The organism is Campylobacter sp. LH-2024 (assembly GCF_048270605.1).
Classification (GTDB): Bacteria; Campylobacterota; Campylobacteria; order Campylobacterales; family Campylobacteraceae; genus Campylobacter_D; species Campylobacter_D molothri.
Map to the genome: position 1 here is coordinate 1045510 of NZ_CP168139.1, position 22158 is coordinate 1067667.

Here is a 22158-nt window from a genome sequence, read left to right on the forward strand (position 1 = left end):
TCAAGACTGATTAATTCCAACATTCTGCATTTTTTATATTTAATTTCGAAGCACTAAAATGAGGATCTTTCTTTGTTTTTTGCTGGATGTTAAAATCTTTTAATGTTTTATTTACAATACCACCTAAAAGCAATAAAGAAATAATATTTGTTGTTGCCATAAAAGCCATAGTAAGATCTGCTAAGCTCCAAGCAAGTTTTAAATTCATTTGCGATCCTATAAATATCATAGCTACTGCACTTATCCTAAATAAATTCATAATTAACTTAGAATTGGTCAAATATTTTACATTAGTTTGTGCATAATAATAATTTCCAATTAATGATGTAATAGCAAAAAGAACAATGGCAATAGTAACAAAATGAATTCCAAATCCTCCATAATATTCTCTCATAGCTTCTTGCACCAATGGCATACCATCTCCGATATTGCTTCCGTGAAAATTTAAATAAGCCATAGAAAAAAGCACCAAAAATCCAGAACTAGTACAAACAACAACATCAATTAATACTGAAAAAGATTGAATAATTCCTTGTTTAACAGGATGGCTAGTAAGAGCTGCGGCTGCAGCATTCGGAGCAGATCCCATTCCTGCTTCATTTGAAAAAAGTCCTCTTTTAATCCCTATTACTAAAACAGAACCAGCAAAGCCGCCAAAAATTGCTTTAAAATCAAAAGCACTTTCTAAAACCATATGAATTACAGAAGGAATTTTACCAAAATTGATTAAAACAGCAATAATTGCAAGCAAAATATAAGCCATAGCCATAAAAGGAACAATTAAAGAGCTTATTTTACCAATTTTTGTATGATGAGAAAAAAACATCCATGATCCAAAAATTGTCAAAATAATACCAATAATAATAGGCCAATAACTTGAAGCAAATCCTATTGATGAATTTGGATTAAACATATCATAATATATTTTAAATGCAGATGTCATTGTTTGACTTTGTAAACCATTAAAGCCATAAGCATAAGTGATAATTAATATAAAAGCAAAAAAAGATCCAAAAAAATGCGAACCCAAAGCCTTTCTTATATAATAAGCTGGACCGCCTTTAAAACCGCCTGTTTCATCTTTGGATTTATAAATTTGTGCTAAAGTACTCTCTGCAAACGCCGAAGCTCCGCCAAAAAATGCCATAATCCACATCCAAAATAAAGCTCCAGCACCTCCCGTTGTAAGCGCATATGAAATGCCTGCAATATTTCCTATTCCCACTCTAGAAGCTGTTGATATCATCAAAGCTTGAAAAGGTGAAATATGTTCTTTAGAGCTTTCACTATTTCTTTCTGTTAAAATTGAAAATACAGATTTAAGCATACGAAATTGCACAAAACCTGTCAAAAAACTATAATAAATTCCACAAACAATAAGTAAAATAACCATTATTGTATCTGTATAAGGAGTAATATATCCCAAATAATTGATAATTTTTTCGCTAAATGAAATATTTAAATTTTGTTCTCCCATGTATATCCTTTCATCTTGATTTCAATTTACTTTAACATATTTTTTATGAAAAACATATTTACTTATAAAAAATATAATGAAAAAATATAAATTTGTTACCTTAGGAAATAAAATATTTAAAATTTTGTCTTAAAGCCTCATAAGAAACAATTCCGACACTAGTAGCTAGATTTAAACTTCTTCCGCAAGATTTCATTGGAATAGTAATGGCATTTTGCCAATTAATTTGCATAAGCTCCATAGGCAAACCGTAGCTTTCACTGCCAAAAAATAAAAAATCATTTTCTTTAAATTTGACCTCAAAATAAGGTTTTTTACTCTTTGTTGTGGCAAAAAAGAAACGATCCTTAAATTTTAAATTTTTCTCTAAAAAAAGTTCCAAATTTTCCCAAACTATAGGCTCTAATTTTTCCCAATAATCAAGTCCTGCCCTACGAACAGCTTTTTGAGAAATATCAAAAACAATTGGTTTAATAATATGAAGCTTAAAGCCTGCATTAAAACACATTCTTCCTATACTCCCTGTATTTTGAGGAATTCTAGGATTAACTAAAACTATATTAAACATTAGACTAAAATCCTTGGAATATTTGGATGAAGCTTAACTAAAATCTCATATGAAATTGTATTAAAAAAATCAGCCCAAAGATTAGCATCATTAAATACACAAATTTCTTCGCCACAATCTTCACAAGAAAAGCTATCCATTGAAATTTTGCCTAAAATATTTTTATGATTTGCCAAAGCCAAATCACCTTTTCCATTGTAACGAAATAACCCATCAGCATAACCTAAATCATAAGTAGCAATTTTTATTTTTTCATAAGCGCTAAAAGATCTACCATACCCTACGCTTTGACCAGATTCCAAAATTCTTTCGCTTAATTTATGGGCATAAAGACTTAAGATTTTTTCTAATTTTTCATCTCCATAGCCAAATTGAGCAATCCCTATTCTAAATAACTCATCTTTAGGAATATCTTGAGCTCTAAACAAGGCTGCTGAATTAAAAGAATGAAAAATTAAATGATCATATTTTTTTTGCGCTAAAATTTTAGCTTGATGAAATTTTTGTTTTTGAATAAAAAAACTTCCATCTAGTTCATCAGCACTTGAAAAATGCGTAAATATTCCCTCTAAAATTAAACCTGCCTTGTCAATTTTAAAAAAAGCATCTTCTATATTTTCTACAAAAACACCATTTCTATGCATTCCCGTATCTATTTTAAGATGAATTTTTGTACCAGTTTTATATTCTTTAACCTTAGAAATTTCATTTAAAGCATATATAAACTGAGGATTTTCATTTCCATTAGGTTTATGTGAAAGTATTAAAATATTTTTAAAGAATTCTTGAATTTCATAAGCTTCTTTTTCATTTTTAACTGCAACAAAATTAATACCAAATTTTTTAGGTATAGGAGCTAATATCTTAGCTCCATGTCCATAGGCATTATCCTTAAAAACGCAAATAATTTTCGAAGGATTCCCTGCTTTTTCAATAATTTGTTTTAAATTATTTTCATATGATTTTTGATTCAATTTAATAACAGACATAAAATCATTGCTCTGCTAAAATTTTCATTTTTCCTTTATCATTTAATTTAACATATAAAGTTTTATTTCCTTTAAATTGATAATTTTTTGTATAGTAATCTTCGTAAAAAGAAATTCTATAGATAACTTCATTATTTAAATTTGGATAAGGGCTAATATTGATATCTGAAAATTTTATCTTTTTGTTTTCTTTACGAGAAAAAATAGCTTTTTTCATAGAAGCAAATTGTTCAAATTTCATTTTATCAAAACGTTTAAATTCATTTTGATCGTAAAATTCTAAATAAGAATCTATATTATTATTTGTCCAAGCAAATTTCCAAGCAAAAAGATCTGCAAATAAAGAAGCAATTTCTTCTTTATTTGCCCTAACTTTATCCTTTTCTTCGGTCATTACAAATACTTTTCTATCTTGAACTATCTTTGCAAATTTTTCAAGGTTTTCATTAAATAAAGCTATACATCCTTTTGTTTTAAATTCATCGATTCTAGTGCCATCAAGAGGATAGCCATGTATCCAAATTCCTCCACCAGTTTTCCCCTGTACTTTGTCTAACAAATTTGGATAAGTTGTTGCAAAGGCAAAAGGACCGTAGTAAGGATCCCCTGGATTAAATTTTTGTCCTAATTCATAAAAACCTATAGGAGTTTTCAAATCTCCCTCAACCTTTTTATCCCCCATTAAACCTGTAATGATTGATTTTTGCTCAAAATCTTTTTTAATTTTTCCATTATCATAGGAATATACTCGAAGAATTTTATCAGTTTTATTTGTAAGAACAATATCAACTTTGCTACTATAATACCCAAGAGAGACATTTTTGTCCGCTATTTCAGATAACCAGAAATTTTTATCCATTAGCTCTTTTTCAATCTCTACTCCAACAGCCTCTAACCCCTGATCTAAATAAATCTTAACCAAATCAGATGCTCTGGTTATAGACACTCCTATAAAAAATAAAATGAGAAATCTTTTAAACAATATATCTTCCTTAAAAAATTTATAATTTTAAATTAATAATTTTATCTTTTGCTTACTAGAATTTTTAAACTGAGATTATATTATCTTTTTCTTAAAAAATAATAATTGCTAAAATTACAAACTATAAATATTTTTAAAAATAATTTATTTATATTAAATATAATTCCAAAAAATATTTTATTTTAATTTTCGTAGGATGTATTTTCATGAAAAAATTATTTTTTATTGCGATTTTTGCTTTAATACTTTCAGTATTCTATTTTTTACTTAATCAAAATATTTCAAAAAAAGAACCTCATATAAATACTTTAAAGCCTTTAGCTTGTGATTTAAATTTTAAAGATTGCGCTTATCAATTCAAGGGAAAACAGATTCTTATTTCTTTAGATCCCAAACCTATCAAATCTTTACAAAATACAAAATTACTCATTAAAAACCTTGGAATGTATAAAAACTTAGAATTAAAAATTTATGGATTAAATATGTTTATGGGAGAAATCAAACCAAAAATTTACCAAATCAATAAAACAGACTATGAAAGCCAATTTATACTTTCTTCTTGCTTTATGCATACGATGCGCTTTAGGGCAGAATTACTAGAAAATAATAAAAGCATATTTTATTTTGATTTTGATTTAAAAAGATAAAAAAATAAAAAATTAGTAAAGGTCAGTTTTCTGACCTTTATATTATTTCTTTTTTTTGCCGCTAGCTTTAGCAACAGCTTCTTTAAGGTTTTTGCCTACTTTAAATTTAGCAACTTTAGTTGCAGGAACTTTAATAGTTTTTCCAGTACTTGGAACTCTAGCTTCTCTAGCAGCTCTTTCAGCTGTTGAAAAAGTACCAAAACCTATAAAACTAATGCTATCGCCTTTTGCCAATACATCAGTAATTGTAGCAATAACTGCATCAGTAGCAGCTGTAGCATCTTTTTTTGTTAGCCCAGCAGTTTGAGCAACTTGAGAAATAAAATCTGCTTTAGTCATAAAAGCTCCTTTTTTTATTTATTAAAACGCTTAATTCTAGCATATTACAAAAACAATATCAAGAATTAAAATACTTTTTTTTTATTTTTTTTGTATTTTTTTGGCTTTATAAAGCTCAAATTCACCGCTATCATCAATTTCATTACCAATTTTTTCATAAAGTTTATAATAATATTTTACAAAATCTTTACACTCTTCCTCTATAGGCATAAAAACTTTATCTTCCAATAAGCAAAAATGATTTAAAAATTCTTTTGCATCTAATTTCAAAGCATAATGTTTAGTTAAATCATAATAAGTATTTAAAGCAAGTAATTTAAATTTTTCATAAAATTCTAGATTAAAGTTAATTTTTAATCTATTATCTTTAAAATTTAAAACTCCACTTTTAAAAAGCAAAGAAAGATGTATCAATCCTTCCGTATAATAAGGTTGCACTTCATCAACTTTTTGCCAAGCTATTAAAGAAACTGCTCTTTTGATTAACTCATGAAAAACAGGTAATCTAAGCTCTTTATCTTCATGAAAGAAAAAATTTATCAATCCTCCCATTGTCGCTTTATATTCTTCTATATTTTTAAAAAAACCACTTTGATTCATCTTTTTTTCACTATCACTAGCAATAAAAAAGATATGACCAAATTCATGACCTATGGTTGAAATTTCATAAACACGCTTCCAAATATTCTCTTTAAAAAAAAGAATTTCTCGACCATAATCTAAAAAATCTTTCTCAAAAACCTCACTTGCAATTTTCATAAAAGGTTTGCTTAGGGTATTTTCATAAACAAAATTTAAAAATGCAAAAATTTTCTTTCCTGCTATATTGCTTACAAATTCATCATTTGGAACAACTTGTGCAGAAAATAAACCCTTAAGCTCAGCTCCATAAAAAATCATAGGCATACAAACATAAAGTTGTGTTTTATCTATATTATTAAGTACTTCTTTTTTTAAATTTTCATCTTCGATATTTATATCTTTATATACTTTTATAAAACTTTGTTTGATTTCATCACTAAATTTTAAAGCATTAAAATTGCTTTCATCTTCTAATCTTATATCCCATTCTAAAGCAACGGCATGCGTATAGTGATCTTCATAATACTCCAAAGGATGTCCAACTTGTAAAGGCGATTTAACCTTCATCCAAGCGAGTTCTGCTTCTTGCCACGATCCAACAATTTTGTTCTCATCCTTTTGACAAAAAGCATTTTTTAATTTTTCAAAATACTCTATATAGGCCATTTCATCTTTTTCTTTGGCAACATTTTTTAATTTTTCTATCATTTTTTCAAAAGCAAATTCAAGCTTTAAAGTTTCATTTTCAAAAAATCTTGCATAAGGAACAAATTTCCATAAATTTCCTATTCGTACAAGCACCCCATAGCTTCTTTCGCAAATTTCTCCTTGAGGTGTTATTTGATATAATTTATTTTTACGTAAAAAATCAATAGCATCGTCAAGATTTTGAAACTGGGAAGCTAAAATTTTATTGTTTTTTTCTATAATTTCTTTAGTCCAAGAAATTTCATAGGAATTTATAATCACCCCTATTTCATGAACTCCTTGAATTAAAATTTCATAGAAATTATTTAATAATCTTTTGCTTATAATCTCATCAATAAGCTCTTGATGTTCTTTTTCATAAAATTTTCTAACCTCTTCATAAAATTTATGTTTTAATTCTATAATTTTATCTTCTTTAAAAAAATTCTTCTTCCATTCTTGCACTAAATTTTCTTCTTTTAAATCAACCAATCGTCTAAGAATAGCAACCAAACTACTTTTTTCTTTTTTTAATTCACTAAGTTTAAGCAAATATTCACAATATTCGCCCCATGATTCTAAATCTAAAAAATCATAAAAATGGTTAATATTTTCCTTACGTTTTTTTACAAGCTTTGCTACTTCTTTGAAATTATTCATTTTTTATTTCCTTTCTTTACTTTCTTGAATTATAATTTATTATTTAAAATAAGGAGTAAAAAATGAAAGATATGGGTGAACCAAAACTTAAAATCGTTGCCATGCCAAAGGATACAAATTCAGCAGGTAATATTTTTGGTGGCTGGATCTTATCACAAATTGATACAGCGGGCGTAATAGCGGCAAGAGAACTTTCTCCAGAAAGAGTTGTAACTATTTCTATGGAACAAGTTGTTTTTAAACAACCTGTATTTGTTGGAGATATTATCTCTTGTTATGCAAAAGTAGTAAAAGTTGGGACAACCTCAATACGTGTTGAAGTTGAAGTTATCGCACAAAGAGTAGATGAGTTTGGTTCAACTATATGTGTAAATGTAACATCTGCTACTGTTACTTATGTTAGCGTTGATAGACGAGGAAATAAAAAACCTATCAGTGAAGAACTAAAAAGAATTCACGGCTTTTTAAATGCCTAATTTTGTAAGATAAAAACTTTATCCTAAGAGATTATCAGCATTTATTTAAACCGCCGCTATTATATTTTTTCTCTAAACAATCTCTAAAAAACTCCCCTCTTGTTTTGGGAGTTTTTTCTGGATGTGATTTTTCCATATGCTCTAAATATTTATCATAACTTGAAAGTCCCACTAAAGGATGAAAAAACCTTTCAGTTTTTTCATAAATTTTTTTAAATTTGCTTAGCATTTAAAGAGTTAAGATCTACATAAGGACTTTCTTTTAATGGAATTTTAATTTTGCCTATACAAATTCCTATACAAGAAACTATAACAAGCAAGGTTGTAAGCATAAAGAATATACATAAGACAGCATCTAAAACATTTCCAAACCAAGAATGAGATAAATTAGAAATTTGCTGTTCTTTTTCTTGTATTTGTTTTTCAAATTTTATTTGGTCTTCTTGACTTGATTGCTGTTTTTGAGACTTAATTGATGCAATTTCATCTTCTAATTTTTTAATAGCTTTTTTATTCATTTGAGCTGTGGCAACATGACTAACAGTATTTTGAATTTTTGCTCCTTCTTCATAAGGTAATATCTTTTGGATACCTCCATAAAGAGTGGCAATTAGTACAAAAATTGCTGGAACCAAAGTAACCCAGAGAAATTTCTTTTTACCCATTTTTGCAAGAATAGCACTCACCAAAAGCAAGGACATTCCAGCTAACATTTGATTGCTCACTCCAAAAAGTGGCCATAAGGTATAAATTCCTCCATTAGGATCTATAGCTCCTTGATATAAAAAATATCCCCAACAAGAAACACTGATAATAGTAGCCAATAAACCTGCCCAAACATTATGTATATTACCTAAGGGCTTATAAACATTGCCTAATATATCTTGAATCATAAATTTAGAAGTTCTAGTTCCTGCATCAACAGCTGTTAAAATAAATAAAGCCTCAAATAATATTGCAAAATGATACCAAAAACCCATAAATTCAACACCACCAAAAATTTTATGCAAGATTAAAGTTACTCCTAATGCAAATGTTGGCGCCCCACCTGTTCTTGACAATATAGTTTGCTCTCCTATATCTTTAGTTAATTGTGTAATTTCTTCTGGAGTTACCAAAAAACCCCATTCACTAATTACTTTAGCCGCATGAACCAAATCAGTACCAATTAAAGCAGAAGAAGAATTAACTGCAAAATAAATTCCAGGATGTAAGATGCAAGCACAAATTAAAGCCATAATAGCAACACCACTTTCAGCAAGCATAGCCCCATATCCTACAAATAAAGCATGCTCTTCATTTTCTAACATTTTTGGACTTGTACCACTTGAAATTAGAGCATGAAAACCACTTATAGCTCCGCATGCTATAGTAATAAATAAAAATGGAAAAATAGAACCCGCAAAAACAGGACCAGTTCCATCAAGATATTGATAATTAATTTTTGGCATTAAAAAATCAGGTGCAACAAATAAAATAGCAAAAGCCATTACAACAATAACACCCATTTTTAAAAAAGTTGCAAGATAATCTCTTGGAGCCAAGAAAAACCAAACTGGCAACAATGAGGAAATAAAACCATATCCCATAATCATAAATGCCAATGTAGGCTGATCAAAGGTGAAAAAATGTGCTAAAGTTGGATTAAGAGATACATCATGGCCATAGTGAATAGAAAGCAGTAATAAAATAAATCCAATAATCGAAGCCTCTCCTACTCTTCCTGGACGAATAAACCGCATATAAATTCCCATAAATATTGCTATAGGAATAGTCATTGCTATAGTAAACAATCCCCAAGGAGAATTAGCTAAAGATTTCACAACAACCATAGCTAAAATAGCAATAATAATGATCATAATTCCAAAAATAGCAAGCATAGCAACTCCGCCTGTAAATCCTCCCATTTCATCTTTGATCATTTCTCCAAGACTACGTCCTTTTCTACGCATAGAAATAAAAAGAACTAAAAAATCATGCACAGCCCCAGCCAAAACTCCACCAACTAAAATCCAAATCATAGATGGTAAATAGCCCATTTGAGCAGCTAAAACAGGACCTACTAAAGGACCAGCTCCAGCAATTGCAGCAAATTGATGACTAAATAAAACAATTTTGTTTGTTGGAACAAAATTTTGTCCATCATTTTCTATTTTAGCTGGAGTAGCTCGATTTTTATCAAGTCCAATAACTTTAAAAGCGATAAAACGCCCATAAATTCTATATCCAATCACATAAATACAGATAGCCGAAACAACCAAATAGATAGCTGAAACTTTTTCACCATTTTGCAAAGCCAAATAGCAAAAACAAGCAGCACCCAATAAGGCGACAAAAAACCATAAAATTTTTTTCAACACTCTCACTCCTTTTTAAAATAAAATATAAATTATAATAAATAAAATATTAATTTTTTTTAAATTAATAGAAACATGAGAAATAATTTTTATATTTAATATAGTAATTTTATAAAGAAAGCCTATAGATTTAAATCTATAGGAAAAAAATTTTTAGAGGAATAGAGAATTTACACTTTCATTATGATAAACTCGACGTATCACTTCAGCAAAAATTGGTGCTACACTTAAAACTTTAATATTTGGGAGTTCTTTTCTTAAAGGAATTGTATCTGTCACTACGAGTTCATCTAAAACACCATTTTCAATTCTATCATAGGCAGGACCACTTAAAACCGCATGGGTACAGCAAGCCATTACTGATTTAGCTCCTTTATCTTTTAAAACCTCTGCTGCTTTTACTATTGTTCCAGCAGTATCTATAATATCATCTACTAAAACAACTTCCTTATCTTTTACATCACCGATGATATTCATCACTTCGCTTTCATTAGCTCTTTCTCTTCTTTTATCAACTATAACTATATCAAGACCTAAATGCTTAGCTACACTTCTTGCTCTAGCAATTCCTCCAATATCAGGACTTGCAATAATAGCATTTTTAAAATTTTTACTTTTAATGTAATTATTAAAAACAATACTTCCATAAAGATTATCCACTGGAATATCAAAAAAACCTTGAATTTGTCCAGCATGTAAATCTATAGTTGCAACTCGATTAATTCCCGCAGTTTGAATCAAATTTGCAACCAATTTGGCAGTAATTGGAACTCTAGGATTAGCTTTTCTATCTTGCCTTGCATAACCAAAATATGGAACAATAGCCGTGATAGAATTTGCACTTGAACGCTTTAGAGCATCAGTTAAAATCAAAAGTTCCATAAGGTTGTCATTAGTTGGGACACAAGTGCTTTGTATTATAAAAACATCTTTTCCTCGAACGCTTTCATCAATTTGCACACTAATTTCACCATCGCTAAAACGTTTAATACCTGCATCACTTAAAGGTAAAGAAAGATATTTTGAAATTTGCCTTGCAAATTCTACATTCGCCGAACCTGAAAAAATTTTATAACCTCTCATGAAATAACCTTAATACTTTCTAAGATAATAATCAAAAAATTGATTTTAATAAAACAAACGTTAAAAAATCCTAATATAATTTAGAAAAATTAATATTTTTACTTTATAAAATACTAAAAAATAATCAAATATTAATTTTAAATTTTTTCATAATAAGTTCCATGTGATGAAAAAACTTTTCTAAAAAAAGGATTTTCAGGAACCAAGTCTGCATTTCCAATATATAATCTCCCTCTATCGGACAAAATCTTATAGAAACGCTCCATAAGTTTAATCTTTGAGTCATAGTCAAAATAAATTATCATATTTCTTGAGACTATAATATCAAACTTGTTTAATCTTAAAAATTTATCCTCAAAAACATTACAAAGTTCGAAATTACATCTACACAATTCTTGTTTATTTATAGTAAAAATTTCTTGAGTATTGTTAAAAAATCGCCTTTTTTCGCTCTCGCTTAAACGATGTAGCGTTCTTCCTTGATATTGACCTATTTTAGCTTTTTCAATAACATTTGAATTAATATCAATCCCAGTAATGGTTAAATCTTTTATAAAATTCTGAGCTGCTAATATAGCTATAGAATAAACTTCTTCTCCACTAGAACAAGGTGCACTTAAAATATTAACATGCTTCTCAAGACTTTTTATATAAAAAATAATTTCTTTAAGTTGCGCTAACTCTCTTAAAAAATAAGTTTCACCTATGGTAACAAAATCTAAAGTATCCTGTTTAAGTTGTCTATTAATTTTAAGTTTGCTTAAAAATTCAGCAAAAGTTTTTGATCGAGTCCCTAAAACAAATTTAGACAATTTTAAAGCTAAAATATTTCTTTTTTCATTTAAATCAATACCACTAATTTCATTAATAATATGTATAAATTCATTTAATTCTAATTCTGTAGGATTAATTTTTTCTTCCATAATTAAAAACCACCCTCATTCTATAAAATTTATAATTTCTTGTTTAATTTCTTTTAAGCTCATGGGTCTTAAATTTGGATTCATATCTTTTGCTTTTTTAGGCATACCATAAACAACACTATCTGCTTGATTTTCACATAAACATTTTACCCCAACTTTATATAACTCAAACAAACCTTTAGCACCATCATCACCCATTCCGGTCAAAATAATCGCAAGAATTTTATTAGTTTTAACCAAAGGAATTGCAGAATGAAATAATAAATCAACATTGGGTTTAAAACTAGTTGCAACATCTTTCCAATTTGCCACAAGACTTAAATTTCCTGACAAAGTGGTATTTTTTTGACAAATATAAATTTTATTTGTTAAAACTTCTTTATCATTTAAAGAAGACACTTTGCTCAAAGCTTCTTTATCAAATTGATTTACAAATGATGGAATAAAACTGGCGCTCATATGCTGTGCTATCACCACAGTTGTATTTTTGATATCTACATCATTTAAAAGAAACTTTAATTGATTAGGACCACCGGTAGAAGATCCTATAAGTATAAGCTTCATTTATTTCCTTAAAAATTTTTAATTATGTTATAAATTGATTAAAAAATTTATTTTATAATTTTAGCATATTTTTAAAAAAATAAAAACTTAGTCTTATAAGAATTTATCTTAAAAAGCTATTTTTATATTTTATTATGTTAATATTATTTATACAATAATATAAAATATTACTAAAAATATTGGGTTTGTATTATGCTGAAAGAAAAAATTTATATTGCAAGTGATCATGCTGGTTTTAATCTTAAACAAAAAATCTGCACCTATCTTAAAGAAAAAAATATAATCTTTGAAGATCTAGGAACTAATAATGCTCAAAGTTGTGACTATCCAGACTTTGCGCATTTATTAGCTTCCAAAATAAACTCGAACTGCTTTGGGATATTAATTTGTGGAACAGGTATTGGAATTTCTATAGCAGCTAACAAACATAAAAATATTCGTTGTGCCTTATGCCATGAAGGACTAAGCGCAAAATTATCAAGGCAACACAATGATGCAAATGTATTAGCTTTAGGTGGAAGATTAATTGGAATTGAAATGGCTATTAATATTATAGAAAATTTTATTCAAACTCCGTTTGATGGAGATAGACATATAAGAAGAATTCAAAAAATCGAGGTAGATTAATAATGTTTGCAAATTGGTTTATTTTAACTATTCTCATATGTGCAACGCTTTATCTTGTTGTAATGTTACTTTATTATAAAACTTTATTAAGTAAAGAAAAAAATTCCAAAGATTTTATAAAAACCAATCTTGATGATACAGAGATTATCATTAGAAAGCTCCAAATTCAACTCCAACGTAGTTTAGGTAATATTGACATATTAACAGAAGAATTAAATAAAATTAAAACTGACTTAAGTTCTTTAAGGACAAGAAATTCTCAATATCGTTTAGAAAATGATAAATTAAGACAAAGAATAAAAGAATTAGAAGCAAAAATTGAGGCATTATTATGAAAAAACTTACAGAAGAAGGAAAAAAAATTTTATCCGAAAGCATACGAGTTGTTCCAAATTTTCCAAAAGAAGGAATTATTTTTAGAGATATCACTACTTTATTAAATAATAAAAAGGTTTTGTCTTTTTTACTTGATCATTTAAGCGAACGCTATAAAGATATGAAATTGGATTTTATAGCTGGAACCGAAAGCCGTGGTTTTATTTTTGCAGCAATGCTTTGTGCAAAACTTGATCTACCTTTTGTACCAATCCGAAAACCTAATAAACTTCCATCGTCTGTTTTTACCTGCGAATATGAATTAGAATATGGTACAGATAAAGTACAAATTCATCAAGATGCTTTTAGGGATATAAAAAATGCAAAAGTTTTACTTATGGATGATCTAATTGCTACTGGAGGTACAGCTATTGCTTCTTTAGAGTTAATAAAACAAGCAGGTGGCGAGTGTATAGAATCTTGCTTTTTAATCAATTTAAAAAATTTAGGCGGAATGAAAAAATTAGAAAAATATTGTGCAGCCTATAGTGTATTGGATTTTTAGGGGAACAAATGAAAAAATGGTTTAAAATCTTTGCTTTTGCAATTTTAATTGTTATTATAGCTTATATAATTTATAACTTTACTAAAAATGACTTCTCTTTAGAAGATTTTATTATAAAAATTTGGGATAAACACGTCGAAACTTGGGGTTATTTAATACTTTTTTGCTGGAGTATTTTAGAAGGAGAAATCGGACTTATTTTAGCTGGAGTCGCAGCACATGATGGAAAAATGAATGTAGCTTTAGCTATTTTTGTAGCAGGACTTGGCGGATTTGTTGGCGATCAAATTTATTTTTATATTGGAAGATATAATAAAAAATATATTCAAAAAAAACTTCGATCCCAAAGAAGAAAATTTGCAGTGGCACATCTTCTTTTGCAACGTTTTGGTTGGCCTATTATTTTTATACAACGCTATATGTATGGATTTAGAACAATAATTCCTATGAGTATAGGTATAACTAGATACAATAGCAAAAAATTTGCTCTGATAAATCTTTTAAGTGCTTGGGTTTGGGCTACTATTACCATACTTTTAGCATGGTATTTTGGTAGCTTAATCCAAACCTTTCTTCATTGGTCAAAAGAATGGATTAAAGAATATTGGTATCTTGCTGCTATTATTGTTATTGGCTTTTTACTAGGGATCATTTTTATTTTCAAACGCATAGAAAAAGCGATATTGAAAGAAAGGAGAAAAAAATAATGCAATTTATTTTTGAAGACAAAAAACTAAATTCTATTAAAGCTGATTTTGAAGTAGTCTTTATTCAAAATAAAAATTTAGAAAATTATAGTGAAGAGAAAAAATTTTTCGAATTAAATAACTTTAAAGGCGAAGGTGTATTACTAGATATAAGAAATCATAAACTTTTTATAGAATTAAAAAGTTTATCTTATGAAGATATTAGATTATGCTTTTTTAATATTTATAAAAATTTAGAAAAATTAAATATTAAAAGTATTAAACTACCTAGTATTCTTGGAGATTGTACCGTAAGAAGTTTTTGCTCTTTAGCAGAAGGTATACTCTTTGGAACTTACAATTTTGATAAATATAAAAAAGAAAAACAAACAAGCACGCTTGAAAAAATATTTATTTCAAGTCAAGAATTAAATGGAAAAAAAATTAATTCAAATGAAGCTAAAATAGGCCTAGAACGTGGACAAATCTTAGCTAATGCTACTAATTTTACAAAAGATATAGTCAACGAAATTCCTGAAATTTACACACCTCTAAAAATGGCTGAAGATGCACAAAAATTAGCAAAAGAACATAAAAATATAACTTGCAAGATTTATGATGAAAAATTTCTTATAAAAGAAAAAATGAATGCTTTTTTAGCTGTAAATAAAGCTTCAAATCTTCCCCCTCATCTAATTCACTTAAGCTATAAGGCTAAAAATTCCAAAAAAAGAATTGTCTTTGTAGGAAAAGGTCTTACTTACGATAGCGGTGGTTTAAGTCTCAAACCTTCTGATTACATGGTAACAATGAAAGCTGATAAAAGTGGTGCAGCTGCTGCAATGGGAATTATCAAAGCAGTATCAGAACTTAATTTAGATCTAGAAATTCATTGCATTTTAGGCGCTACAGAAAATATGATAGGCGGAAATGCTTATAAACCAGATGATGTATTAATTTCTCGAGAAGGGATTAGTATAGAAGTAAGAAATACTGACGCTGAAGGTCGTTTAGTATTGGCTGATTGTCTTTCATATGCACAAGATTTAAAACCTGATCTTTTAATTGATATGGCCACTCTAACAGGAGCTTGTGTAGTAGGTCTTGGAGAATTTACCAGTGGTATTATGGGTAACAATGAGGAATTACAAAATGAATTTTACCAAAGCTCTAAAAAAAGTGGGGAATATGCAACAATTTTACATTTTAATCCTTATCTTAAAGATCTTATCAAATCCAATATAGCTGATGTTTGCAATATTTCATCAAGTCGTTATGGCGGTGCAATAACAGCAGGACTTTTTTTAGATAAATTTATACGACAAGAATACAAAGATAAATGGTTGCATCTTGATATAGCAGGACCTGCTTACATAGAAAAAAACTGGGGATATTCAAATTTTGGCGCTAGCGGTGCGGGTGTTAGAATGTGTGTTAATTTTTTAATTCACCTTTTAAGGAAAAATAAATGAGTCTTTCAGTTGGAATAGTAGGACTTCCAAATGTTGGAAAATCAACAACTTTCAATGCTTTAACAAAAGCACAAAATGCTCAAAGTGCTAATTATCCTTTTTGCACAATAGAGCCCAATAAAGCAATGGTAGAAGTTCCAGATATCAGACTTAATAAACTTGCAGAGATTGTAAATCCGGAAAGAATTATGCATTCTTTGATTGAATTTGTAGATATAGCAGGACTTGTAAAAGGAGCTAGCAAAGGGGAAGGCTTAGGAAATAAATTTCTTTCTAATATACGCGAAACTGAAATGATTTTACATATAGTGCGTTGTTTTGATGAAGAAAATATAACTCATGTTGAAGGCAAAGTAGATCCTATAAGAGATATAGAAATTATTAATACCGAACTTATTTTAGCAGATATTGAACAGCTTAATAAAAAAATAGAAAAACTTACCAAAGAAGTTAAGTCAAATCAAAAAGGAGCAAAAGAAAATTTAGAACTTGCTAATTTATTATTAGAACACCTCAATAAAGGTTTACCGGCTAGTTCTTATCTCGATAAAGAAAATGAAGTTTATAAAAATTTGATTAAAGAATTAAGATTGCTCTCGGCAAAAGAAGTAATTTACGGAGCTAATGTTGACGAAGAAGGGATTAATGAAGATAATCAATATGTGAAAAATTTAAAAGAATACGCAAAAAAAAATAATCACGAAGTGATAAAACTTTGTGCGAAAATTGAAGAGGAATTAGTCGGCATTAGCGATGAAGAAAGTTATGAATTGCTAAACTCTTTAGGAGTTAAAGAAAGTGGACTTGATCAAATTATACGCACAGCCTTTTCTAAACTTGGACTTATTAGTTATTTTACAGCTGGAACTATTGAAGTACGTTCTTGGACAATAAAAAAAGGTTGGAAAGCTCCAAAAGCAGCAAGTGTTATCCATAATGATTTTGAAAAAGGCTTTATAAAAGCAGAGGTCATTTCTTATCAAGACTATATAGAGTATGGTGGAGAAACAAAGGTAAAAGAAGCTGGAAAATTAAGACTTGAAGGAAAAGATTATATTGTAAACGATGGAGATATAATGCATTTTAGGTTTAATGTTTAGATTTTCATCTAAACATTAAATTTTTGGACCAAATTTACTAAATTCTAAACCTTCTTTAACATCTTCATAGCGTTTAAAATTTTCTATAAACATTTTTGCAAGTTTATTTCTTTTTAAACAATATTCTTCTCGATTTTTCCAAGTATTAATAGGATTTAAAAGCAAACTTTCAACTCCTATAATGTTTTTAGGAATAGCCAGATTAAATACTTCAAAATTTTCAAATTCACAATCATTAATACTCCCATTTAAAATCGCATTTATGCAAGATCTAGTAGCCTTAATACTCATTCTTTGTCCAATTCCATAACTTCCACCAGTCCAACCAGTATTGACTAAAAAAACATTTACTCCATGTTGATCAATTTTTTCTCCGAGTAATCTTGCATAAACAGTTGGATGAAGTGGCATAAAAGGCTCTCCAAAACAAGCCGAAAATGTAGCTTGAGGTTCAGTTACACCACGCTCCGTTCCAGCTACTTTCGCAGTATATCCACTTAAAAAATAATACATTGCTTGTTCTTTGCTTAATTTACTAATAGGAGGTAAGACCCCAAAAGCATCTGCGCTTAGAAAAATAATATTTTTTGGATGTCCAGCTTTTAAAGTTGGTTCATGATTTTTAATATGATCAATTGGATAAGACACTCTTGTATTTTCAGTTTTTGTTGCGTCACTATAATCTACACTTTTATCTTCGTTTAAAACTACATTTTCTAAAAGTGCATTTCTTTTTATAGCGGCATAAATTTCTGGCTCATTTTTAGGATCAAGATTAATTGTCTTTGCATAGCATCCTCCTTCAAAATTAAATACACCCTCATCATCCCATCCATGTTCATCATCTCCAATTAATTTTCTATTAGGATCAGTTGATAAAGTAGTTTTTCCAGTTCCGCTCAATCCAAAAAATAGCGCCACATCTCCTTTTTCACCAACATTAGCGCTACAATGCATTGAAAGTTTATTTTCAAGAGGTAACCAATAATTCATCATTGAAAAAATACCTTTTTTCATTTCTCCACCATACCAAGTTCCACCAATAACAGCAATATTTTCCTCTATGTTAAATAAAACAAAAACTTCAGAATTTAACCCATCTTTTTTAAATTCATCATTGTGGCACTTACAAGCATTATAAACAATAAATTCTGGATTAAAATTTTCTAATTCTGCTTGACTTGGCTCAATAAACATATTCTTTACAAAATGTGCTTGCCATGCTACCTCAGTTACAAATCTCACAGCTTTACGACTTTTTAAGGAAGCTCCACAAAAAACATCTTGTATATAAATATCTTTTCCATCTAATTGATTTTTAGCTTTATTTAAAAGTTTTTCAAATAAATCTTTATTTATAGCTTGATTTGTCTTACCCCAAGCTATAAATTGACTCGAAGGCTCTTGCTTAACAAAATATTTATCTCTTGGACTTCTACCGGTAAAAATACCTGTATCAACACTAAAAGCACCGCTTTGAGTACATTGTCCTTCTTGATTGGTATTTTCATGCTTAAATAGCTCTTCATAACTTAAATTGTGATAAATTTTACCTATATTTTTTAAACCTAAATTTTCTATTTTTCTCATTTTTTATCCTTTAATTATTTTTATAGGTTGCAATGATTTGGCCTTCACTAACACTATCGCCTACTTTTACATTAATCTTCTCAATTACTCCATCTTTTGGCGCATTAACTTCAATTTCCATTTTCATAGCTTCCAAGATAGCCACGACTTGACCACTTTTAACTTCAGAATTCTCGTTAATATGTATTTTAAAAAGTGATCCTGAAATTGGAGCTTGAATTCCTTGAATAGAATTAGCATTTTGAATATTATTTTCTACTTTCTCTATATTTTTAATTTCAATTTTATCATCAAATCCAGAATTCACTTCAACAAAATATTTATTTCCATTAACCTTTACTGTAAAATGATTTTCATCTATATTTTGCTTAGATGCTGCTAAATCGTTTTTACGTATATTGATTTTAGCTTCTCCTTTTAAAAAGCTTATTCCTTTTTCCTTGCAAGTTGCTACAATAAAAATATTTTCTTCATTTATTTCAATATTTTCTTTTTCTAACAAACTTTTAATATAAGATATTTTTTTCGTTTCATCTTTATCTGCCAAATCGATTGCTAATTCTTCTGTTGGCTCTAACTTAAGCTGCTCTGCTGCAAGTTTTACAACTTCATCATTTGGTTTTACAGGTGTTTTTCCAAAATAACCAAGAACCATTTTACCATAGCCTTCGGCAATTTTTTTCCAAGGACCAAATATCACATTATTAAAAGCTTGTTGAAAATAAAATTGAGAAACTGGGGTAACTGATGTTCCAAATCCACCTTTTTCAACAACCTCACGCATCGCATTAATTACTTCTGGAAAACGATCTAAAATATTATTATCTCTCATCATTTGTGTATTAGAAGTTAAAGCACCTCCTGGCATAGGCGAAAAAGGAATTAAAGGGTTAACCCTACTCGCCTCAGGAGGTAAAAAATAATCCTTAAGGCATTCTTTTAAAGTTTCTTCGTATACTAAAATTTTTTCTTCATTCAAACCGCCTAAATCATAATTTTTTCCCTTAAGCGCGTGCATCATGGTTAAAATATCAGGCTGTGAAGTTCCTCCACTAACAGGAGCTGCAGCCAAATCAATACCATCAACACCTGCTTCTAAAGCTGCTAAATAGCAAGCTACACTTACTCCTGCTGTTTCATGAGTATGAAGTCTCACATGAGTATTTGAAGGCAAAACTCTTTTTGCCATTTTGATAGTTTCATAAATTTTATTAGGATTTGAAGTTCCACTTGCATCCTTAAAGCAAATACTATGAAAAGGTATTTCTGAAAGTAAAATTTCTTTTAAAATTTTCTCATAAAATGATACATCATGAGCTCCATAACAATGCGGAGGCAAATCCATCAAAGTGATACAAATTTCATGTTTTAATCCATATTTAACAATACATTCTGCACTAAATTTAAGATTATTAATATCATTTAAAGCATCAAAATTCCGAATAGTTGTTGTTCCGTGTTTTGCAAAAAGTTTTGCATGTAATTCAACAAGCTCTCTACTTCCAGTATCCAAAGCAATAGTATTAATCCCTCTTGCTAAGGTTTGCAAATTAGCATCTTTGCCTACAATTGAACGAAATTTATCCATCATATCAAAGGCATTTTCATTAAGATAAAAATATAAACTTTGAAATCTAGCTCCTCCGCCAAATTCAAAATGATTAATCCCTGCTTCTTTTGCAGCCTCTAAAGCAGGTAAAAAGTCCTTTGTTAAAATTCTAGCTCCATAAACTGATTGAAAGCCATCTCTAAAACTTGTATCCATCACATCTATAAATTTTTTAGCCATGCTTTTTCCTTAGCATTAATATCAAAGTATTATACAAAGAAAATAATAACATTTCATACATAATAAACAATAATCAAACAAAAATTATATTAATGTGAAAAATAGGCAAAAGATTGAAGAAAAATTATTGGGCAAATATCACCCAATAAATTTAAAATTTTATATAAAATTCTAAGAGTTTTGTTATTAAAACTACAAAAACTGCTAAAGGCGATATAAATCTTATAAAAACATACCAAATTTTAAAAAATACGCCTCCCATATAAGGTTTAAATAAAATTTCTAAAGTTTCTCTTTTTATCACAAAACCAACAAAAATTGCAATTAAAATTCCGCCTAATGGCATAATAATCTTACTAGAAAAGCTATCTAATAAATCAAAAAAACTCATTCCTAAAATTTTAAACTGTGTAGCATCTAAAGAAGATAAAATACATAAAATACCCAAAATATATACAAAAATACCTATCAAAATTAAAGCTTTTTTGCGACTTATTTTAAAAGTATTGATCAAATAAAAAGTTGAAGGTTCGATCATAGAAACAGCTGAAGTAATACCTGCAAACACTAAAGAAACAAAAAAAGCAGCCCCGAAAATATGACCAATTAAACCAAGTTTTTCAAATAAAGTAGCCAAAGAAACGAAAACAAAACCTGGGCCCTGCTGATTAGGATCGTAACCAAATTCAAAAATAAAAGTAAAAACAACAAGACCCATTAAAAGACCTGCTAAAAGATTAATAAAAATAATATTTAAAGTACTTGTAATAAAATTAGTTCGATCAGGCAAACTTGCTGAATAAGTGATAATAGTTCCAACCCCTAAGGATAAACTGAAAAAAGCAAGTCCTAAAGCTTCAAGAATATTTGAAATATTAATTTTATGAAAATCCGGAATGAAAAGAAATTTTAAAGCCAAGATAAATCCATCTTTACTCATTGCATAAATTAGCATTAAAATTAACAAAATAAACAAAGAAGGCATCATCCATACATTTAATCTTTCAATGCCGTTTTTAATTCCCTTAGAAACAATGTAAAAAATAACAAAAAATACCAAAGTAAAGCAAACAAATTGACTTAAAAAATCATGAGCTGTAAGATTTTCAAATTCAATTTTACTTATTTCTAAATTATTTGGTAGTTTTCCAATCACACTTAAATAAGCATATTTTACCACCCATCCAATCACTAAAGCATAAAAAGATACAATTAAAATTGATCCTATCATAGTAAAACCTACAAAAGACCAAGCCTTTTTATATTTAGGTGCTAATTTTTTATAAGCATTTACTGGATCTTTTTCGCTAATTTTACCAATGCTTAATTCAGCTAAAAAAATAACAAAACCAACCCCTAAGGTTAAAATAATGTAAAGCAAAATAAATGCAGATCCTCCACTTTGTCCTACGAGAGTTGGAAATTTCCATGCATTTCCTAAACCTACAGCTGAACCTGCAACAGCTAAAATAAAACCTATTTTTGAAAATTTAGAACTCAAAATACAACCTTAAAATATATTTTAAAACGTTTATTAAAGCAAAAAAAGTTTTAATTTTTTATGAAAGATTGCAAAATTAACAATATATTTCAATAAAAATAAAGATAAAACATAGTAACATTTCGGAGTTAATTTTAAATCTTTTAATTTAAATATCAAGTAGGGATACGCAAGCCGAA

The 22158-nt window shown here is 28.6% G+C and carries 22 protein-coding genes; 8 read left to right on the plus strand and 14 right to left on the minus strand.

Annotated features, from left to right (window positions below):
• Positions 1-10: 10 nt before the first annotated feature.
• The 4 genes from ACD570_RS05335 to ACD570_RS05350 all read right to left on the minus strand — a co-directional run bounded on the left by ACD570_RS05335 (position 11) and on the right by ACD570_RS05350 (position 4016).
• A complete protein-coding gene (locus tag ACD570_RS05335) occupies positions 11-1477 on the minus strand; it encodes an alanine/glycine:cation symporter family protein (protein ID WP_337204687.1) in 1467 nt (488 codons plus the stop codon).
• 100 nt (positions 1478-1577) lie between these two features.
• A complete protein-coding gene (locus ACD570_RS05340; protein WP_200279348.1) occupies positions 1578-2045 on the minus strand; it encodes a tRNA (cytidine(34)-2'-O)-methyltransferase in 468 nt (155 codons plus the stop codon).
• Positions 2045-3034: an alanine racemase gene (locus ACD570_RS05345; protein ID WP_417904202.1), complete on the minus strand. Its 990-nt coding sequence runs from the start codon at positions 3032-3034 to the stop codon at positions 2045-2047. The genes ACD570_RS05340 and ACD570_RS05345 overlap by 1 nt, the downstream gene beginning before the upstream one ends.
• Positions 3035-3038: 4 nt before the next feature.
• Positions 3039-4016: a L,D-transpeptidase family protein gene (locus ACD570_RS05350; RefSeq protein ID WP_200279354.1), complete on the minus strand. Its 978-nt coding sequence runs from the start codon at positions 4014-4016 to the stop codon at positions 3039-3041.
• Positions 4017-4222: 206 nt separating this feature from the next.
• Between ACD570_RS05350 and ACD570_RS05355 the strand changes: the two genes are divergently transcribed.
• Complete coding sequence (locus ACD570_RS05355) at positions 4223-4663, plus strand: hypothetical protein (protein ID WP_239820606.1); 441 nt, start codon at positions 4223-4225, stop codon at positions 4661-4663.
• Positions 4664-4705: 42 nt separating this feature from the next.
• On the opposite strand, the gene ACD570_RS05360 is transcribed toward ACD570_RS05355, so the two are convergent.
• Together ACD570_RS05360 and ciaB are read right to left on the minus strand one after the other, a co-directional pair.
• Entirely contained in the window at positions 4706-5002 is a 297-nt protein-coding gene (locus tag ACD570_RS05360; RefSeq protein WP_200279360.1) for an HU family DNA-binding protein, read from the minus strand.
• 81 nt (positions 5003-5083) lie between these two features.
• Positions 5084-6931 (minus strand): invasion protein CiaB, encoded by a 1848-nt coding sequence (gene ciaB / locus ACD570_RS05365; protein WP_417904203.1) that lies wholly within the window; start codon positions 6929-6931, stop codon positions 5084-5086.
• A 62-nt stretch (positions 6932-6993) separates the two neighbouring features.
• On the opposite strand from ciaB, the gene ACD570_RS05370 reads away from it, so the two are divergent.
• The gene (locus tag ACD570_RS05370; protein WP_137624340.1) at positions 6994-7407 is read left to right on the plus strand and encodes an acyl-CoA thioesterase; all 414 of its coding nucleotides are present in this window, start codon (positions 6994-6996) and stop codon (positions 7405-7407) included.
• Between the two features lie 34 nt (positions 7408-7441).
• Here the strand turns inward: ACD570_RS05370 and kcuS are convergent, their stop codons facing one another.
• From kcuS to ACD570_RS05395, 5 genes are all read right to left on the minus strand, one after another.
• On the minus strand, positions 7442-7636 hold the full coding sequence (kcuS, locus tag ACD570_RS05375; RefSeq protein WP_200279365.1) for a KCU-star family selenoprotein: 195 nt from the start codon (positions 7634-7636) through the stop codon (positions 7442-7444).
• Positions 7620-9773, minus strand: coding sequence for a carbon starvation CstA family protein (locus tag ACD570_RS05380; RefSeq protein WP_337207553.1), 2154 nt, complete (start codon positions 9771-9773; stop codon positions 7620-7622). The genes kcuS and ACD570_RS05380 overlap by 17 nt, the downstream gene beginning before the upstream one ends.
• A 144-nt stretch (positions 9774-9917) precedes the next feature.
• Positions 9918-10847: a ribose-phosphate pyrophosphokinase gene (locus ACD570_RS05385; RefSeq protein WP_200279368.1), complete on the minus strand. Its 930-nt coding sequence runs from the start codon at positions 10845-10847 to the stop codon at positions 9918-9920.
• Positions 10848-10984: 137 nt separating this feature from the next.
• Positions 10985-11770: a CheR family methyltransferase gene (locus ACD570_RS05390; RefSeq protein WP_337198348.1), complete on the minus strand. Its 786-nt coding sequence runs from the start codon at positions 11768-11770 to the stop codon at positions 10985-10987.
• Between the two features lie 15 nt (positions 11771-11785).
• Positions 11786-12334, minus strand: coding sequence for a CheB methylesterase domain-containing protein (locus ACD570_RS05395; protein WP_200279375.1), 549 nt, complete (start codon positions 12332-12334; stop codon positions 11786-11788).
• 192 nt (positions 12335-12526) lie between these two features.
• On the opposite strand from ACD570_RS05395, the gene rpiB reads away from it, so the two are divergent.
• The 6 genes from rpiB to ychF are packed head-to-tail and all read left to right on the plus strand — an operon-like array spanning position 12527 to position 17099.
• Positions 12527-12961: a ribose 5-phosphate isomerase B gene (rpiB, locus tag ACD570_RS05400; protein WP_337197376.1), complete on the plus strand. Its 435-nt coding sequence runs from the start codon at positions 12527-12529 to the stop codon at positions 12959-12961.
• A 2-nt stretch (positions 12962-12963) separates the two neighbouring features.
• Complete coding sequence (locus ACD570_RS05405) at positions 12964-13296, plus strand: hypothetical protein (RefSeq protein WP_200279381.1); 333 nt, start codon at positions 12964-12966, stop codon at positions 13294-13296.
• On the plus strand, positions 13293-13841 hold the full coding sequence (gene apt, locus ACD570_RS05410) for an adenine phosphoribosyltransferase (RefSeq protein WP_337204682.1): 549 nt from the start codon (positions 13293-13295) through the stop codon (positions 13839-13841). The genes ACD570_RS05405 and apt overlap by 4 nt, the downstream gene beginning before the upstream one ends.
• Positions 13842-13849: 8 nt before the next feature.
• Positions 13850-14548 carry a DedA family protein gene (locus ACD570_RS05415; protein ID WP_200279387.1) on the plus strand — a complete coding sequence of 233 codons (699 nt, stop codon included), beginning with the start codon at positions 13850-13852 and terminating at the stop codon, positions 14546-14548.
• Complete coding sequence (locus ACD570_RS05420; RefSeq protein ID WP_417904204.1) at positions 14548-15999, plus strand: leucyl aminopeptidase; 1452 nt, start codon at positions 14548-14550, stop codon at positions 15997-15999. The genes ACD570_RS05415 and ACD570_RS05420 overlap by 1 nt, the downstream gene beginning before the upstream one ends.
• On the plus strand, positions 15996-17099 hold the full coding sequence (gene ychF, locus ACD570_RS05425) for a redox-regulated ATPase YchF (RefSeq protein ID WP_200279392.1): 1104 nt from the start codon (positions 15996-15998) through the stop codon (positions 17097-17099). The genes ACD570_RS05420 and ychF overlap by 4 nt, the downstream gene beginning before the upstream one ends.
• Positions 17100-17114: 15 nt before the next feature.
• Here ychF and pckA read toward each other — a convergent pair whose 3' ends face one another.
• The 3 genes from pckA to ACD570_RS05440 form a co-directional block, all read right to left on the minus strand.
• A complete protein-coding gene (gene pckA, locus ACD570_RS05430) occupies positions 17115-18689 on the minus strand; it encodes a phosphoenolpyruvate carboxykinase (ATP) (protein WP_417904205.1) in 1575 nt (524 codons plus the stop codon).
• Positions 18690-18699: 10 nt separating this feature from the next.
• On the minus strand, positions 18700-20478 hold the full coding sequence (locus ACD570_RS05435; protein ID WP_337204678.1) for a biotin/lipoyl-containing protein: 1779 nt from the start codon (positions 20476-20478) through the stop codon (positions 18700-18702).
• A 151-nt stretch (positions 20479-20629) separates the two neighbouring features.
• Positions 20630-21979: a sodium-dependent transporter gene (locus ACD570_RS05440; RefSeq protein ID WP_337207565.1), complete on the minus strand. Its 1350-nt coding sequence runs from the start codon at positions 21977-21979 to the stop codon at positions 20630-20632.
• Positions 21980-22158: the final 179 nt, after the last annotated feature.